This is a genomic window from Streptomyces sp. enrichment culture, from assembly GCF_964272855.1.
Lineage (GTDB): Bacteria > Actinomycetota > Actinomycetes > Streptomycetales > Streptomycetaceae > Streptomyces.
In genome coordinates, this window is the sequence record NZ_OZ186847.1 from 4608041 (window position 1) to 4625093 (window position 17053).

The following is a 17053-nucleotide window of genomic DNA, read 5'->3' on the forward strand; positions in this document are numbered from 1 at the left end:
TACTTGTCCATCGTGCCGTACGGGGTGGGAGATGCGGGCCGGTCCGCCGGGTTCAGGCTGCTTCGGTCGCGGCCTTGGGCGCGGAAGGCGCCGCGCCGAGGTCGGGCTGGGGTTCCTCGGCCGGCAGTCGCCGCATCAGCAGCCCGTAGCCCAGCCCCGCCGCCGTCCCGACGAGCGCGCACAGCCCCCACAGCCACTCCGCTCCGAAGCGGTCGATGACGAAGCCGGACATCAGGGGGGCGACCAGGCCGGCGACGGACCAGGACATGGTGTACATGCCCTGGTAGCGGCCGCGTCCCTGGACGGGGGAGAGCTGTACGACGAGTCCCGTCTGGGTCGGTGCGTTGACGATCTCGGCGAGGGTCCACACGCAGACGGTGAGGGCGATCGTGCCGACCGATCCGGCGAACGCGGTGAGGCCGAAGCCGTAGCCGGCGAGGAGCGACGAGACGACGAGCAGCTGCCGGGGGTCGCGGTGCTGGATGAACCGGGTGACGGGGATCTGCAGGACGACGATGAGGACGCCGTTGACGGCGATCGCCAGGCCGTACTCGGCGGGCGTGAACCCGGCCTCGCCCATCGCGACCGGCAGGCCGACCGAGCCCTGCTGGAAGATCAGTGCGACGAGGAAGGACAGTCCGACGACGCTCATGAAGCGCCCGTCCCGCAGTACGCTCCCCAGGCCGACCTCGGCGGTCTCCGCCTCGCCCTTCCCGGCCGGGGTGCGTTCCGGCCGGGACTCGGGCAGCCGCAGGAAGATCAGGATCGCGCAGGCCATGGTCATCGCGGCCTCGATCAGGAAGCCGGCGAGGTAGCTGGACTCGGCGATGAACCCGGCGGCCATGGACGACACGGCGAAGCCGAGGTTGATCGCCCAGTAGTTCAGGGAGAACGCGCGCACCCGGTCCTCGGGGCGCACGATGTCCGCCATCATCGCCTGCACGGCCGGGCGGGAGGCGTTGGAGGCCATGCCGACCAGGAAGGCGACGGCCGCGATGGCGACGGGGTCGCGCATGAAGCCGAGCAGGGCGACGGACAGGGCGGTCGACGACTGGGCGATCAGCAGGGTGGGCCGCCGCCCGAGCCGGTCGGTCATCACGCCCGCGCCCAGCGAGGAGACGACCCCGCCGAGGCCGTGCAGGGCGGCGACGAGACCGGCGTAGGAGGCCGAGTAGCCGCGGTCGAGGGTGAGGTACAGCGCCATGAAGGTGGCGACGAAGGCGCCCAGCCGGTTCACCAGCGTGCTGGTCCACAGCCACCAGAACTCTCGGGGGAGCCCGGAGACGGTCTCCCGGACGGCACGTCTCAGGGTGGCTGGTGACATCGAGATCCCCCACAGCGGTAAGCGGCTCAACCGGCGGCCACAACTTACAAACGCGGTCGCCGGGCTCGCCACTCAATTGACGGGGAGCGTCAATCGTGAGGGGCGCGGGGCGACCGGGGCCGCCCGCTCGAAGCGGCTCCGGAACGGGTACTTGCGTTCCAGGAAGGCCCGCATGGCCACCTGTGCCGCCGCCCGGTCCGCCGGGGCGGTGTCCACGTCGTTCAGGCAGAAGAAGTCGACGTCCTCACCGGCCTCCAGGCGGGCCAGCCGCCGCCGCATGTCCGGCGTGCCCAGCTGCACGTAGCGGAACCGGTACTCGGCCGGCACCGCCCGCCCCGTCGCGATCGCCCAGTGGTGGTGCAGCGTGGACGCCGGGGCCACGTCGGTGGTGGAGCGGAACCGCGAGTACGAGGTCCGCGCCAGCTCCTCGATGCCCAGGCTCTCCATCTCCCGCATCACCGACAGCAGTTGCGGGTGAGGGGTGTGCAGCGACTTGTGGGTGATCAGGCGGCCGTGGAAGCGCCGGATCACCTCGCGGGTGTTCTTCCCGGCGGAGTTCGGGGCCGGCTCCAGCGGGTGCGGGTCGCCGACGCCGAGCTTCAGCGGGGACAGCGGGATCCGGGCGATGCCGTTGCCGTGGAAGAAGTGCTCGGCCCGCACCGGACGGTTGATGAAGACGTCGTCGTTGAAGTAGAGGTAGTGCTCCGACAGGCCCGGGATGTGGTGCAGCCTGCTCTCTATGGCGTGCGAGTTGAAGACGGGCAGCGCGTCGGCCGGAAGGATGTCCCGGTGGTCGACCACCGTCAGGCCCTGCGCGCCCGGGTCCAGCCAGTCGGGGACCTGAGCGTCCGTCACCAGGTAGACGTGCCGGACGAACCCGGCGTACATCTCCAGCGAGCGCAGCGCGTACCTCAGTTCGTCATGGCTGGTGTAGCGGGAGGCGCCGGTCTCGCGCGCGGCGATGACGCTGCCGGAGCGCGGCTGGTGGGCCTGGCGCTTGGCCGCCATCGCCGGGTCGTCACCGTCCACCCAGGTGTACACGGCGTCGACCGGGAAGCGCACCTCGTCGATGCCGGGCTCGGCGAACGCGGCGAACGTCGGCACGGGGCGACGCCGGCCCGCCACCACGGCCGGCTGCTGCGCCGCCACCGGCAGCACCTCGGAGACGGGGTTGCGGCGCGGCGCCACCAGCGCCGGCCCGAACACGTCCGGCAGCCGGGCACCGGGCACGGTGAGATGGCCGGGGTCGGCGCCCAGGTCCCGGCCGTGCCGCCAGAACTCGATGTCGCAGCCCGTCTCCAGACCGCCGAGCACCTGCCCCTGCGGGCCCAGGCGGACCACACCGGTGCGCAGCACGTCCGCCCGCCGCAGCGCCCGCGGCAGCCTCCCGTCGGCCCACAGCACCGCGCTCCGCACGGCACCGTCCGGACCGACGGCGCCGACGAACCCGGCGGTGCCGGCGAAGTGCCGTGCGGCCCGCGCGAGGACCGTGGCGCGGTACGCCTCCGCGACGCCGATCACCTGCCGCGGCCCGCCCGGCCCGGGCTCGGCCGGCACCAGGAAGTACGGCACCTGTGCCGCGTCCAGCAGGTCGCACACCTGCTCGACGTCGGTGGCGGCGGCGTCCGACGCCGTGTAGTCGGCGACCGTACGGCCGTACAGCCGCACCGGGCCGCAGACGACCCGGCGCAGCCCCGGCACGGCGGCCCGCAGCCGGCGGCGGGCCCGGACCGCGCGCAGTGCCCACAGCCGCGCCGCCAGCCACAGCCGAAGACGCACCAGGAACTCCCGCGCGGCCCGCAGGCCCGGCGGTGCCGCGAAGCGGTGACGGATGTCCATGGCCGGGACCGCCCTGTCAGCTCTGCCGCTCGTAGGGGCTCGGGAAGGGGAAGTAGTTCTCCAGGAACTCGTGCATCCGCACGCCGACCTGCTCCCGCTCCTCCGGCGGCACGTCGACGTCGTTCAGGCAGAAGAAGTCGAAGCGGCGGTTGCGGCGCAGGTCGGCCAGGCGGCGGTCGGCGTCCGGGCGGCTGATGTTCACGTACCGGAAGCTGAACTTGCCCGGCACGCCCCGGCCGGTCATCAGCGAGTACTGGTAGAGCAGCGGAGCCGTCATGGCGATGTCGGTCGGCGAGCGGAACCGGGACGCCGTGGTGCGGGCGATGTCCTCCGGGAACAGCTCCTCCAGCGCCCGCAGCGCGCCGCGCTGCTGCGGCAGCGGGGTGTGCATGAAGTTGTTCGTCGTCATCCGCCCGAACTTCTCCAGCAGCAACCGCCGTACGTTCTTGCTGGCGGAGTTGGTGGCGGTCTCCTCGGCGTGCGGCTTGCCGACACCGATCTTCAGCGGGGAGACGGGGATCTTCATCAGGCCGCTGCTGTAGAAGAAGTGCTCCGGCGTGATCCGGCGGCCGACGAAGACGTCGTCGTTGAAGTACAGGTAGTGCTCGGACAGCCCCGGGATGTGGTGCAGCCGCGTCTCGATCGCGTGCGAGTTGAAGACGGGCAGGACGCCCTCGGGGAAGATGTCGCGGTGGTCGACGACCGTGATGCCCTCGGCCCGGTCGTCCAGCCAGTGCGGCTTCTGGCCGTCGGTGACGATGTAGATGTGCCGGACGAAGTCGGCGTACATCGCCAGCGAGCGCAGTGAGTACTTCAGCTCGTCGTGGCTGGTGTAGCGGGAGGCGTTGGTCTCCTTGTCGAGGATCTCCGCCGTGCCGCGCTCCTGGTAGCGCGCCCGCTTGGCCCGCATCTCCGGCTCCTCGCCGTCCACCCAGGTGTAGACGACGTCCACGGGGAACGTCACCCGGTTCACGGTCGGCAGGGTCAGCGGGACGAAGCTCGGCAGCTCCCGCTCGCCGACCCGCACGACGGCGGGCTTGCGCTCGGAGGCGGGCAGCACGTCCGTCACCCCGTTGTTGCGCGGCGTGACCAGCGACTCGCGGAAGACGTCCTCCGACGCCTGCGGCTGCACCTTCGCCAGCCGCCGGGCCCCGTCGGCGGAGTCCAGCAGCTCCGCCCCGTCCTCCCAGAACTCGACGTCGCAGGCCAGCTCCGGCCCGGCGAGCAGCTGGCCCGCCGGCCCCAGGTGGTTCTCCCCGACCCGCAGCACCGGCGCGGTCCGCAGCGGCGCGGGCAGCACGCCGTCCATGAACATCGCGGGGTGCTTGAGCTTGCCGCCGGGCAGCGGCCGGCCGATGAACACGGCCTTCCCGGCGTTCAGCGTCTCCAGGGCGACCAGGAACCGCTCACGGTCGGCAGCGTTCACACCGACCGTGTGCCGGGTCCGGGAGGTCGGCACCAGGAAGTAGGAGATCCCCTCCTGCTCCAGCGCCGCCACCACCAGATCGAGGTTCGCGGCGGCCGCCTCCGCGGCGGTGAACCGGCTCACCACCCGGCCGTAGAGCTGCTGCCCGCGCACCGCCACCGGCCGCAGCACCGGGTCGTCGACCGCGGCCCTGCGGCGACGGCGCATGGTGCGCAGCTGCCACACCCGCTCGGCGGCCTTCCGCTCGACCCGCGGTCGCATCCGCCGCGCAAAGGAACGCACGGTCACGTTCTGAGCACCTCTTCCCGAATCCTGCACAGTCCTGCGATAACGAGACAGACAGGTGTGAGAAAAGGTTGTGGAAGAGTTCACCTGGACTTAACGGGCGAGTCGCGGGCGGCGAGGGAGCGTGGCCGCAGCCCCCGTACCCCTTAGGTAGGCTCGAAGCCATGGCCGACGCACCGTACAAGCTGATCCTCCTCCGCCACGGCGAGAGCGAGTGGAACGAGAAGAACCTGTTCACCGGCTGGGTGGACGTCAACCTCACCCCGAAGGGCGAGAAGGAGGCGACGCGCGGCGGCGAGCTGCTCAAGGACGCCGGGCTGCTGCCCGACGTGGTCCACACGTCCCTCCAGAAGCGTGCCATCCGCACCGCCCAGCTCGCCCTGGAGGCCGCGGACCGCCTCTGGATCCCGGTCCACCGCTCGTGGCGCCTCAACGAGCGCCACTACGGCGCCCTGCAGGGCAAGGACAAGGCGCAGACCCTCGCCGAGTTCGGCGAGGAGCAGTTCATGCTGTGGCGCCGCTCCTACGACACCCCGCCGCCGGCGCTGGACCGCGACGCCGAGTACTCCCAGTTCTCCGACCCGCGCTACGCGACCCTCCCGCCGGAGCTGCGCCCGCAGACGGAGTGCCTGAAGGACGTCGTCGCCCGCATGCTCCCCTACTGGTTCGACGCCATCGTCCCGGACCTCCTGACCGGCCGCACGGTCCTGATCGCCGCCCACGGCAACAGCCTGCGCGCCCTGGTCAAGCACCTCGACGGCATCTCCGACGCCGACATCGCGGGCCTGAACATCCCGACGGGCATCCCGCTGTCCTACGAGCTCGACGCCGACTTCAAGCCGGTGAACCCCGGCGGCACGTACCTCGACCCGGATGCGGCCGCGGCGGCGATCGAGGCCGTGAAGAACCAGGGCAAGAAGAAGTAACGCGACACCGGTAAGCCCCCGACCTGCGACGTCTTCGCGGGGCGGGGGCTTTTTGGTGGGGCTGGGCCGTCTGTGGGCCGTGAGAGGTATTCCTGCCGTCTCAGGGGATTCATTCTTTCGCGGTCCACTCTCCGGGGCCTCGCCCGAGAAGCCCTGTGGGACCCCACGCACTGCGACATGAGACAAGGTCAGACGTTGACCTCTTCCCTGGCCCCGGCCGGTGCGGTCGAGGTTGTCCTCGGCGCCCGGCGTCCGGGCATCCACCAATTGGCCTTGCCGCACAGTTCCATCACCGCCGGAACGAAGATCATCCGGACGATGGTGGCGTCGATGAGCACAGCGACGGCCATGCCCAGGCCTCCCTGCTTGACGGCGACATCGGGGCCGAGCAGCGAGGTGGTGAAGACCGCGATCATGACGGCTGCCGCGGCCGTGATCACCTTGGCGGTCCGCGCCAGCCCTGTGGTGACGGCCGTGCGGGTGTCGCCGGTCTGCTCGTACTCCTCACGGACCCGTGAGATCAGGAAGACCTGGTAGTCCATCGAGAGGCCGAACAGGACCGGGAACATCATCATCGGCACCCAGGTCGTGACGGGCATGGCGGCGGGGAACCCTAGGGCCGTGCCGAGCCATCCCCACTGCACGACCGCCACCAGCACACCGTAGGCGGCGCCGATCGACAGCAGGTTCATCACGGCGGCCTGCAGGGCGATCGTGACCGACCGGACCAGCGCGATCAGCAGCACCATGGACATCGCGACGACGACCCCGATCATCAGGGGCAGGCGCGAGCCGGACTCCTCGGCGGTGTCGATGGTGCCGGCGTTCGGTCCGCCGACGAGGACCTTCTCGCCGCCGGGTGTCCTGGGCAGCACCTCGTCGCGGAGCCTGTGCACCAGGTCCGTGGTCGCCTCGTCCTGGTACCCGGTCGTGGGGAAGGCGAGGAAAGTGACGGCCTTCCCGTCCTCGCTGCCCCGGGGCGGCGTGGCGTAGGCGATGCCCTCGGTCCTGCCGACCGCTTCGACGACGGGGCTGAGATCGGCGTTCCCGGAGTCCACCTCGGAGGCGAAGACCAGGGGTGCGCCGTAGCCCGGACCGAAGCCCTCGGAGAGGATCTCGTACGAGATGTAGCTGCTCCGGTCTCGGGGCTGGACGCTGGCGTCGGGCTGACTCAGCCGCATCGACAGCGTGGGGGCGGCCAGCACCAGCAGGACCCCGCCGGCGAGGAGCGCGGCGACGAGCGGCCTGCGCTGCACCGCACCGGCCCAACGCTCGGCGGGCGTACGGCGCTTCCGGGACGGTGCGCCGGCGGACCGGTTGCGGCGGGACGCGCGACGGGGCAGGCGCAGCGAGTTGATCCGGTGTCCGGTGAAGCCCAGGAACGCGGGCAGCAGCGTCAGGGCGGCGATCATCGTGACCAGCACCGTGATCGACGTGGCGATGGCCAGCCCGGTCATCAGCCGCTGCCCCATGACGAGCAGGCCCATCAGCGCGATCACCACGGTCGTCCCGGCGAACAGCACCGCGTGACCCGCGGTGGCGATGGCCGTGACCGTGGCGCTCTCGGGGTCGTCGCCGTCCCCGAGGCCGTCCTTGTAGCGGGTCACGATGAACAGTGCGTAGTCGATGCCGACACCGAGCCCGATCATCGCGCCGAAGGTCAGAGCGAAGTTCGGCGCGGGAACCAGGTGCCCCACCACCTTCATCAGGGCGAGACCGCCCACGATGGCCAGGAGGGCCGTCGCGATCGGCAGGCCCATCGCCACCAGTGATCCGAACGCGATGAACAGGATCACGGCTGCTGCCAGGAGGCCCACACTCTCGGCCGGGCCCTGCGGGGGCGTCTCGGCCTTTTCCGCCATGTACCCGCCCAGCGCGAGCGTGACGCTGTCGCCGGAGGCGTCCTTGACCGTGTCCACCAAGGGCTTGACCTCGCTCTTCTCCACGTCCTTGGCGCTGAGCGGAATGGTCGTGCGGGCGATGCGACGATCCCGCGTCACCAGGCTCTTGTCCTGGTACGGCGACGTCACCGGTCCGGTGACAGGTGAGCCGGCGAGATCGGCGATGACCTTCTCGATCTTCCGCTTGGCGGCAGGATCGTCGATCCCCTTGTCCGCCTTGATCGCGAGGGTCAGCCTGTCCCCCTGCTCCTCGGGGAAGTGCTTCTCCATCAGCTGCTGCGCCCTGGCCGACTGCGAGTCTCCTCCGGAGAAGTCGTTGTCCGGGGCGGCGCCGTAGCCGAAGCCGACGAACGCCACGGCGATCACACCGACGATCCAGATCAGCAGGACCAGGCGGCGGCGCCGGAAACAGAAGCGGCCAAGGCCCGCCAGTGTCCCGGCCGTGGGGGCGGTTTCGGTTGCCATCATCGTCTCCTCGAGTCCCTGTCCCCGCTCCTCTCTCACGCGGACGCGCGCGGGTGGACGGGGCGGTCGGCAGGTCGGCCGGTGCGGCGGGAGCGGGCCAGGGCCAGTCGGCCGAGGACCACGGCGATCAGCCCCAGCACCAGCGCCACCGCACCGCCGATCACGCCGTTGCCGGTGCCGGGACCGCCGTCGGCGACGGCCAGATTCACCACGCCGACGGCCATGCCGATCAGCCCCGCCCCCAGGGCCACGACGGCCCCCCTCTTCCCGTTGCCGTTGCCGATCCGGCCGGCCGAACGGGCCAGGGCCAGCCCGCCGACGACCACGCCGGCCAGCGCCACCAGTGCGGCCGAGGTGCCCACGAGCCGCCCGGCCGTCAGGTCATAGGCATCGACGGCGGCCGGCTGGACCGCGGCGTGCGCGGCCGCGGGTGCGGAAAGCACGTGACGGACGGACATGAGGTGCTCCTTCTCCTCGTACGACTCCTGCTGCTGGATGTCGCCCGATCCTGTCCCCCGGACCTGCCCCCGGTCGTCCCGCACACGGACGCACTTCGCGCTGCCGCCAGTGGCGTACGCGGCTACCGCGGACGCGGCAGAAGCTGCGCGAGTACCGCGGACGCAGTAGGCGGTCGGTCATCCACGAGCCGGACTCGCCCGCGGCGGCATCTGGCTAGGGTGCGCGCATGGGCAAACGACGGTTCGGTGTACCGGCTGGTGTCGGGGACTGGGCGATCGCCGCAGCCGTGGCGGCGCTGATGCTGGGCGACGGCTGGGCCGGGGAGCACCCCGGTACGGGGCCCGACCTGCTCGGCTACGCACTCCTTGCGGCCGGCGGCCTGGCGCTGGCCGCGCGCCGCAGGGCTCCGGTCGCCGTCCTGGCCGTCACCGGGCTGTGCGCGGTGGGCTACCAGGCGGCCGGGTTCGACGTGCTCACCGTCGCGTACCTGGTCGCGGTGTACGGCGCGGTGCGGGCCGGGTGCCGTGCCGCGGCGGTGACGGCGTCCCTGACCCTGCTGGTGGCCCTCCAGCTCACGGCCCTGCTCTTCCGCGACGGGCCCGTGGGCGAGGTGTCGGTGCAGGCCCGCGGCACCCTGGAGATCGCCTGGCTCATCGCGGCTTTTGCCGCGGGGGAGGCGTTGCGGCAGGCCGAGCAGCGGGCGGAGGAGGCCGAGCGCACCCGTGAGGAGACCGCGCGGCGCCGTGCCGACGAGGAGCGGCTGCACATCGCCCGGGAACTGCACGACTCGCTCACCCACCAGATCTCCGTCATCAAGGTGCAGTCCGAAGTCGCCGTCCACGTGGCCCGCAAACGCGGCGAGACGGTGCCCGAGGCGCTGCTGGCGATCCAGGAGGCCGGACGTGAGGCGAGCCGGGAGCTGCGCGCGACTCTGGAGGCGCTGCGCGACGACGACACGGCCCCGCCGCGTGGGCTCGCCGACGTACCGGAACTGGTGGAGCGGGCCGGCAGGACCGGTCTGGAGGCGACGCTGACGATCGAGGGGCAGCGGCACGACGTGCCGGCCGCGGTGGGCCGGACCGCCTACCGGATCGTTCAGGAGTCATTGACCAACATCGTCCGGCACGCCGCCGCCACCACGGCATCGGTCCGGATCGACTACCGGCCCGACGCCCTCGCGCTCCGCATCGACGACGACGGCAAGGCCACACCAAGCACCGCCCCTGTGCCCGGCGTCGGGCTGCTCGGCATGCGCGAACGCGTCACCGCCCTCGGCGGCCTCCTGCGCGCCGAACCGCGCGGCGAGGGCGGCTTCACCGTCCGGGCCGAACTCCCCGTGGAGCGAGCGTCGTGATCCGAGTCCTGCTGGTCGACGACCAGCCGCTCATCCGCAGCGGATTCCGCGCACTCCTCGACCTGGAGGACGACATCGAGGTCGTGGCCGAGGCGGCCGACGGCAAGGAGGGCTTGGAGCTCGCCAGGGAACACCTGCCCGACATCGCGCTCATCGACATCCAGATGCCGGTCGTCGACGGCATCGAGGCGACCCGGCGCATCGCCGCCGACCCGGCCCTGGCCGGGGTGCACGTCGTCATCCTGACCAACTACGGCATGGACGAGTACGTCTTCGACGCGCTGCGCGCCGGCGCCGCGGGATTCCTCGTCAAGGACATCGTCCCGGACGACTTCCTGCACGCCGTCCGCGTGGCCGCGCGCGGCGATGCACTGCTCGCTCCCTCGATCACCCGCAAGCTGATCGACAGGTACGTGTCCCAGCCGCTCGACACCGGTGCCGAGGCGGGGCTCGAAGATCTGACCGGCCGCGAACGCGAGGCCGTGGCCCTCGTCGCGCGGGGCCTGTCGAACGACGAGATCGCCGACCACATGGTGATCAGCCCGATGACCGTGAAGACCCACGTCAACCGGGCGATGACCAAGCTCCACGCCCGCGATCGAGCCCAACTCGTGGTCCTCGCCTATGAGTCCGGCCTGGTCGTCCCGCGCAACTCCTGACACCCCGGGCCGCAACCACGGTCCGACTACTGGCGCCAGGCGGCGAGGACCATGCCGATACGGTCGCCCATCGGGAGCCGCCCCCAGGCCGGAAGCCAGACAGGCTGTGTGCCGACCGCTCCACGATCTTCGCGGCTCGGCTCGGCATCACCGAAAGGGACCTGTGCGTCCGGACCGCGTGTGAGTGCCTCGCCGACGGACGACCCGTGCAGCTGTCGACGAGATGGGAGCCGTACGAAGAAGGCCGCCCTCGTCACGCACATCCGGAGCCCGTCACCGAGAGCGCCCCGCGGTGCGTGGATTTCGCCGGGGCCGGGCTTTCCTCCAGGCCCCGGCTTTCAGCAACGGCGTTCGGGTGCCGTACTCGCCGCTACTGCACGTCCACGAAGTCGCCGGCCACGGTGGCGGCCGGGGTGGTGGTGGTGCCCGCGAAGTTCCAGCGCCAGTAGCCGTCCTCGGCGGCGGTGACGGTGGTCGTCAGGGTGCCGGTGCTGGAGGTGTTCACGGTCTTGACGGTGGTGTAGGTCGTGGTGCCGGCCTTGCGGAACTGGAGCTTGACCGGCTGGGTGGCGTAGCCCCGGTAGTCGAGCGTGTCCCAGTTGGCGCGGGAGAGCTTGCCGGTGACCGTCAGCGTCTTGCCCTTGACGACCGGCTCGGGGCTCGCGTTGACGGTCAGCTTGGAGTGCCGCTGGAGGCGGGTGGTGGTGTAGGCCCAGCGCTCGGTCCAGCTGTCGTCGTTGGCCCACACCTGGACGCCGACCTTCCACGTACCGGCGTCGGCGTTCGTCAGCCACCAGTCCGGTTCGAAGGTGAAGGTCTTCGAGCAGGTGGACGTCGTACCGCTGGAGGCCACGCAGTCCGCGGGGGTGGTGTCCTCGTTGGGCAGGATGTAGCCGTCGGGGCTGTAGTACGGGTCGGCCCCGTCCGGGCCCCGCCACAGGTAGAAGTCCGCGTCCCAGATGCCCGACGGGTCGGTGGCGGTCACCGAGACCGTGATCGTCTTGTCGGCCGTGTCGACCACGACGTTCTTGCCGCCGTTGACGGCGAGGCTGTTGATCTGGATGTCCCCCACGGTCTCGTCCGCGTGGGCACCGGCGGCGGTGGAGCCGGCCAGTGCCACGACAGCGGTGAGTACGGCGAAGGTGGCGCGCTTGCGCATGAAACTCCTTCACGGAGTGTTGAGTGGGCCCGCCGAACGGCGTACGGCGGGACGGTCGGAAGTCAGGGGAGTTACGCACAGCCGTCACACAGGCTGCCCGCATTACCCAGCGCACCGGAATGATCAAACGTCACATGCGTCCGGGCTGTCGTACGACGTGAACCAGTGGCTGTCGGAGAAGCGGGCGGTCGAGTACGGGTGGTGGCGGTCGGTGAGCATGCGGTGGATGAACTGGGCGGTCGGGCCGTCGAAACGGTCCCACTCGCTGTACGTCTCGTCCGTGACGAGGATCGGCCACCGGTTGGGATCGGGGTGTCCGGTCAGCCAGTAGAACGAGGTGTGCTGCTCGGTGCTCGCCCACTCCAGCAGGCCACCGGGGGCGGGGTAGAGGCGGTACGGGGCCCAGGGGCCCTCGCCGTCGGGGGTCGCGGTGGCGAACCAGAACTCGTTGGTGCCGGCGATGCCCATGGCGCCGCCGGGCCAGCCGTCGGGGAGGTGGAGGCCGAGGTCGTCGTCGAAGGCGCCGTACCCGAATCGTTCGACCAGTTCCTTGTAGTCGTCGGGCAGCGCGGTGCCGAGGCGGGTCTCGACCGGAGCCCAGTCGACCGGCCGGCGCCGATCGCGCGGCCATCCGGTGACCGCCACGACCTGGTCCACCCAGGAGGTGTCCGGCGGCAGCTCCTCCTGTCCCGGAGTGGCGCGCCCGGCGACCAGTACGACCGGCCGCACGCCGGCGCCGGCCCGCACCGTGCCGCAGCCGATCCAGCGGTCGGTGTCCGCCCACGCGCGCATGCCGACGAGACCGTCGCCGAAGGGGGCGAGGAGCGGCGCCCCGGTCCGCTCGTTCACGGTCGGGTCGACGTACCCGTCCGCGGCGAGGTTGCGCGGGCGGCCGTACCGGTCCGTGAGGGCGTCGCCGAGGCCGAGGACGTCGATGCCGTCGCCCGGTGCCAGGCAGGTGTGGCCCGTGGCCGTGCCGTGCCCGGGGAGGGCGCACACCAGGTCGCCCCCGTGCGGGGACACGAGGGCGTGAACGGCTGCCAGCAGCTCCTGTTCGTTCATGGGGCGTGAGTGAAGCACAAGCCACTGACATCGCCCTCCCATGGCGGTCGATCGCCCGTCTTCGGGTGCGCTGTCCCGCTAGCCTCTGTGAGTGGTGAGGCAGGGCTGCGCACGCACGGGGGGCCGACGTGGTGGGTGACGGGGACGGCCGGAGTCGGTTGTTCGTCAGTCACGCGGGGGCCGATCTCGCGTGGGCGGAGTGGGTGGCCTGGCAGTTGCAGGACGCCGGGTACGACGTGGAGCTGGACGCATGGCACTGGGGGGCCGGGGAGAACGTCGTCCTGCGGATGAACGAGGCGATCGAGCAGCGCCGGATGGTGGCGTTGTTCTCCGCCGCGTACTTCGACCAGCGGCGCTGGACCACCGACGAGTGGACCGCCGTCGTAGCGGGCCGGGAGCGGCTGATACCCGTACGGATCGACGCGGCCGTGCCGCCGCCGATGCTGCGGACGCTGCGCGCGCCGTCGCTGCACGGGCTGGCCGAGCACAAGGCGCGGGAGGTGCTGCTCGCCGCGGTGAAGGGTCCCGCGGGGCCGCCGCCGGTGCGGCCGGGGTTTCCCGGCAGCGGTGGCGCGGGGGTGCTGCGGAGCGTGGGGGCGACGGGGCCGCGGCTGCCGGGGACGATGCCGCGGGTGTGGAACGTGCCGGCGCGCAACGCCGGGTTCGTCGGCCGGGACGATCTGCTGGTCGAGGTGCGGAACCGGCTGGCGGGCGGCCGTACGGTGGCGGTGCTGGCGCTGGACGGGCGGGGCGGGGTGGGCAAGACCCAGCTGGCCGCCGAGTACGCGCACCGGTTCTGCGGCGAGTACGAGCTGGTGTGGTGGGTGCGGGCGGAGGACCCGGCGCTGATCCCCGACCAGTTGGCGCTGCTGGCGGTGGCGACCGGCGCCGCGCAGCGGGACACACCGGCCAAGGAGGCGGTGGCGGTGCTGGGGGCCGAGCTGCGGTCGCGGGCCCGCTGGCTGGTGGTCTTCGACAACGCGGAGGACCCGGAGGCGCTGGCCGAGTATCTGCCGTCCGGGCCGGGGCATGTGCTGATCACCTCGCGCAACCCGCGCTGGCACGGTGTGGCCACGCCGCTGGACGTGGGCGCGCTCGCGCGCAGGGAGTCCGTGACCCTGCTGCGCACCCGGACGCCGTGGCTGTCCGAGGCGGACGCGGAGCGGCTCGCGGAGGCCCTGGACGATCTGCCGCTGGCGCTCGTGCAGGCCGCCGAGGTGCTCACGACCACGGCGGTCGACGAGTACCTGGCGCTGCTGGCCGACAACGCCGGCCAGGTGACCGACGAGGGCAGGCCGCTGGACTATCCGTGGTCGCTGGCCGCTCAGATCCGGCTGAGCATGGAGCGGTTGCAGGCGCGGGATCCGGAGGCGGCCGATGTGCTGAGGGCGTGCGCCCTGCTGGCTCCCGAACCGTTCGCCCTGCCGTCGAAGGGCCGCCCGGAGCAGGGCGACGACGAACCCTCCTCCATGGACGGGGTGCTGACGGACCGTCGTACCCGCAGCCGGGTGCTGTCGGAGATCCACCGGCACGGGCTGGCCCGGGTGGCCGGGGGGAGCGTCCACCTGCACCGGCTCACGCAGGCCGTCCTCAGGGACCAGCTCTCCGCCGGGGAACGGGCCACCGCTGCGTACCACGCCAGCTGCCTGCTGGCCGCGGCCTCCCCGGGGAACGCCTCGGACCCCGCCGGCTGGCCGCGCTGGCCCGACCTGCTGCCCCACATGCTGGCGATCGACCCGGACGACCTGGTCACGGCGGACGCCCGGTACGCGGCCTGCGAGGCGGCCCGCTACCTGACGGAGCGGGGCAGCGCGCCGGCCGTCCTGCCCCGGATGGAAGCCCTGTGCCAGGCCTGGACCGCGCTGATGGGCTCCGACCACGTGCACACCTGGTGGGCCGCCAACTACCTGGCCCAGGCGTACGCGGGCATCGGCGAGCACGACCGTGCCTACGCGCTGCACCGGGATCTGTTCGACCGGCAGCGGCAGGTGCTGGGCGAGGACAACCTCCACACCCTGCTCACCGCGTCGGAGCTGGCGATCCGGCTGGCGGAACTGGGGCGGCTGGAGGAGGCGCGGGAACTGGCCCAGGACACGTTGGACCGGCGGCGCCGGGTGCTGGGTGAGGAGGACCCGGAAACCATGATCAGCGCGTCCAACCTGGCCGTCCGGCTGGCCGAGGTGGGGCGGCTGGAGGAGGCGCGGCAGCTCGCCCAGGACACGTTGGACCGGCGGCGCCGGGTGCTCGGCGAGGAGCACCCGGAGACGCTGATCAGCGCGTCCAACCTGGCGGCCCACCTGGCTGACCTGGGGCGGCTGGAGGAGGCGCGGGAGCTGACGGAGCAGACGCTGGAGCGGCGGCGCCGGGTGCTCGGCGAGGAGCACCCCGACACCCTGATCACCGCCTCCAACCTCGCGCACTGGCTGGCCGACCTGGGGCGCACCGAGGAGGCGCGGGAGCTGGCCGAGGAGACGCTGGGGCGCCGGCGACGGGTGCTGGGTGAGCAGCACCCGTCGACCTTGCTCATCGCCAACCTGTTCGGCAGCCTGACGCAGCCGGGCGGTGACTGACGGCTCGGTGACTGTCGGCTCGGTGACTGTCGGCTCGGTGACCGGCGGCTCCGTGCCTGACCGCCCGGTGACGTCCCTTCAGCGGCGAATGCGCGGCAGCTGAACGCTCAGTGGCTGAACGGCCCGCCCAGCCGCGAGTACTTCAGCTTCAGGGAGTCGACCGTGAACGTCTTCGAGCCGGTCGCCGTCGTGCCCGAAGCCGACCCCTTCAGCATGTGGATCATGCCCCAGCGGTCCTCGTACCCCAGCTGCTCGTTGGTGTCGATCATCAGGTCGGCGCGGCCGTCACGGGTGTAGTCCGTGGCCTTGAGGTGGGCGCCGAACTGGTCGAGGGCCTCGGCGGTGCCGGCGACGCCGGAGGTGTCCTGGGTGAAGGACTTGGCGCCGGTGCCGGACAGACCGCCCGCGCGGCCGTAGAGGACGGTGACCGAGCCGGCCATGTCCTTGCTGCCGAGGGACTCGCCGCGGGCGCCGACGGCGAGGTCCGCGTAACCGTCGCCGTTGACGTCGCCGGCGGCGACGGCGGAGCCGAAGTAGTCCTCCTTCTCGGAGGAGCCGGGCACACCGGCGGTGTCCTGGGTGAACTTGACCGGCTTACGGGCCGGGTTCGGGCCGCCGGAACCGCCGTAGTGGACGGTGACGTAGCCCTTCCACGCGTCGGGCTCCTCGTAGCCGCGGCCGATCGCGAGGTCGCCGTAGCCGTCCTTGTCGAAGTCGCCGATGGTGAGGATGTCCCCGCCCTGGTGGCCGCCGTCGTCGGGCACCAGGACCTCCGCCGCGCGGTCGGCGAAGGTGCTGCCGCCGCGGTGGAAATAGGCCCGCATGTCCAGGTCGTCGCCGCCGTCCTGGAGGTCCGTGCCGAGGACGTACAGGTCGGTGGCGGCGTCGGCGGTGATCCGGCCCGCGACGAGGTTGGCGGCGTACAGGTAGCCGTAGCCGCCGCCCAGGGACTCCCAGCCGCCGTGCTTGCCGGTGCGGGTGAAGGGGCCCTTCAGCAGGACCACGCCGGACCGGCTGTTGCTGGTGACGGCGAGGTCGGCGTCACCGTCGCCGTCGAAGTCGCCGGTCACGACGTCCTCGCCGAACACGTCGCCCTGGTTCGGGTACTCCTGCGGCACGGGCGAGTTGAAGCCGGTGCCGGAGCCGAGGCCGCTCGCGCTGCCCCACACGACGGTCAGCCCGCCGCGGGCCTGGATGTCGCCGACGTCCTCGTGGGGCGAGGAGACGACCAGGTCGGCGTAGCCGTCGCGGTCGAGGTCGGCGGTGGTGGCGGCGGTGCCCCAGCCGTCGTTCGCCTCCACCGAGCCGGGGATGCCGGGCGAGTCCTGGTGGAGGACCTGGACGCGGGTGCCGGGGCCGGTCGACGTGCCGTAGACGACGGTGACCCGGCCGTCCTTGCCGTGCGAGCCGCCGAGCATGACGAGGTCGCGGTAGCCGTCGCCGTTGAAGTCGTCGGCGAGCCTGGCGGGGGCCGCGGACGCCGAGGGGGCGGCCAGAAGCGAGGTGCCGACCGCTGCCACGATCGCCACGGCGGCGGCGAGGGCGGTGCGAGGGACGCGCATGGTTCTCCGTTGTCCGAGAGCTGGCTGTGAGCGGACTGCGCTCTTGCCGGTCTTCGACTCGC

Annotated in this window: 12 protein-coding genes and 1 pseudogene; 5 read left to right on the forward strand and 8 right to left on the reverse strand. The window is 72.0% G+C overall.

Annotated elements, in window-relative coordinates:
• Nucleotides 1–52: 52 nt before the first annotated feature.
• The 3 genes from ACSU6L_RS20150 to ACSU6L_RS20160 form a co-directional block, all read right to left on the reverse strand.
• Nucleotides 53–1324 carry an MDR family MFS transporter gene (locus tag ACSU6L_RS20150; RefSeq protein WP_437058681.1) on the reverse strand — a complete coding sequence of 424 codons (1272 nt, stop codon included), beginning with the start codon at nucleotides 1322–1324 and terminating at the stop codon, nucleotides 53–55.
• Between the two features lie 72 nt (nucleotides 1325–1396).
• Nucleotides 1397–3163: a stealth family protein gene (locus ACSU6L_RS20155; RefSeq protein WP_437058683.1), complete on the reverse strand. Its 1767-nt coding sequence runs from the start codon at nucleotides 3161–3163 to the stop codon at nucleotides 1397–1399.
• 16 nt (nucleotides 3164–3179) lie between these two features.
• Complete coding sequence (locus ACSU6L_RS20160) at nucleotides 3180–4877, reverse strand: stealth family protein (protein WP_437058685.1); 1698 nt, start codon at nucleotides 4875–4877, stop codon at nucleotides 3180–3182.
• Nucleotides 4878–5038: 161 nt separating this feature from the next.
• On the opposite strand from ACSU6L_RS20160, the gene ACSU6L_RS20165 reads away from it, so the two are divergent.
• Nucleotides 5039–5800, forward strand: a complete 762-nt coding sequence (locus tag ACSU6L_RS20165; protein WP_437058687.1) for a phosphoglyceromutase — start codon at nucleotides 5039–5041, stop codon at nucleotides 5798–5800.
• 188 nt (nucleotides 5801–5988) lie between these two features.
• Here the strand turns inward: ACSU6L_RS20165 and ACSU6L_RS20170 are convergent, their stop codons facing one another.
• Nucleotides 5989–8166 carry an MMPL family transporter gene (locus tag ACSU6L_RS20170; protein WP_437058689.1) on the reverse strand — a complete coding sequence of 726 codons (2178 nt, stop codon included), beginning with the start codon at nucleotides 8164–8166 and terminating at the stop codon, nucleotides 5989–5991.
• A gap of 35 nt (nucleotides 8167–8201) precedes the next feature.
• On the reverse strand, nucleotides 8202–8624 hold the full coding sequence (locus ACSU6L_RS20175; protein WP_437058691.1) for a DUF6223 family protein: 423 nt from the start codon (nucleotides 8622–8624) through the stop codon (nucleotides 8202–8204).
• A gap of 227 nt (nucleotides 8625–8851) precedes the next feature.
• Between ACSU6L_RS20175 and ACSU6L_RS20180 the strand changes: the two genes are divergently transcribed.
• The 3 genes and pseudogenes from ACSU6L_RS20180 to ACSU6L_RS20190 all read left to right on the forward strand — a co-directional run.
• Nucleotides 8852–9979 (forward strand): sensor histidine kinase, encoded by a 1128-nt coding sequence (locus ACSU6L_RS20180; RefSeq protein ID WP_437058693.1) that lies wholly within the window; start codon nucleotides 8852–8854, stop codon nucleotides 9977–9979.
• A complete protein-coding gene (locus ACSU6L_RS20185; protein ID WP_437058695.1) occupies nucleotides 9976–10638 on the forward strand; it encodes a response regulator in 663 nt (220 codons plus the stop codon). The genes ACSU6L_RS20180 and ACSU6L_RS20185 overlap by 4 nt, the downstream gene beginning before the upstream one ends.
• A 117-nt stretch (nucleotides 10639–10755) precedes the next feature.
• Nucleotides 10756–10877 (forward strand): annotated as a pseudogene (locus ACSU6L_RS20190) (GntR family transcriptional regulator); the annotation flags it as partial.
• A 131-nt stretch (nucleotides 10878–11008) separates the two neighbouring features.
• On the opposite strand, the gene ACSU6L_RS20195 reads toward ACSU6L_RS20190, so the two are convergent.
• Both ACSU6L_RS20195 and ACSU6L_RS20200 read right to left on the reverse strand, forming a co-directional pair.
• Complete coding sequence (locus ACSU6L_RS20195; RefSeq protein ID WP_437058697.1) at nucleotides 11009–11797, reverse strand: calcium-binding protein; 789 nt, start codon at nucleotides 11795–11797, stop codon at nucleotides 11009–11011.
• A 123-nt stretch (nucleotides 11798–11920) separates the two neighbouring features.
• Entirely contained in the window at nucleotides 11921–12859 is a 939-nt protein-coding gene (locus ACSU6L_RS20200) for an SMI1/KNR4 family protein (protein ID WP_437058699.1), read from the reverse strand.
• Between the two features lie 158 nt (nucleotides 12860–13017).
• On the opposite strand from ACSU6L_RS20200, the gene fxsT reads away from it, so the two are divergent.
• Nucleotides 13018–15429, forward strand: a complete 2412-nt coding sequence (fxsT, locus tag ACSU6L_RS20205; protein WP_437058701.1) for an FxSxx-COOH system tetratricopeptide repeat protein — start codon at nucleotides 13018–13020, stop codon at nucleotides 15427–15429.
• Nucleotides 15430–15536: 107 nt separating this feature from the next.
• On the opposite strand, the gene ACSU6L_RS20210 is transcribed toward fxsT, so the two are convergent.
• Nucleotides 15537–16991 (reverse strand): FG-GAP and VCBS repeat-containing protein, encoded by a 1455-nt coding sequence (locus tag ACSU6L_RS20210; RefSeq protein WP_437058703.1) that lies wholly within the window; start codon nucleotides 16989–16991, stop codon nucleotides 15537–15539.
• Nucleotides 16992–17053: the final 62 nt, after the last annotated feature.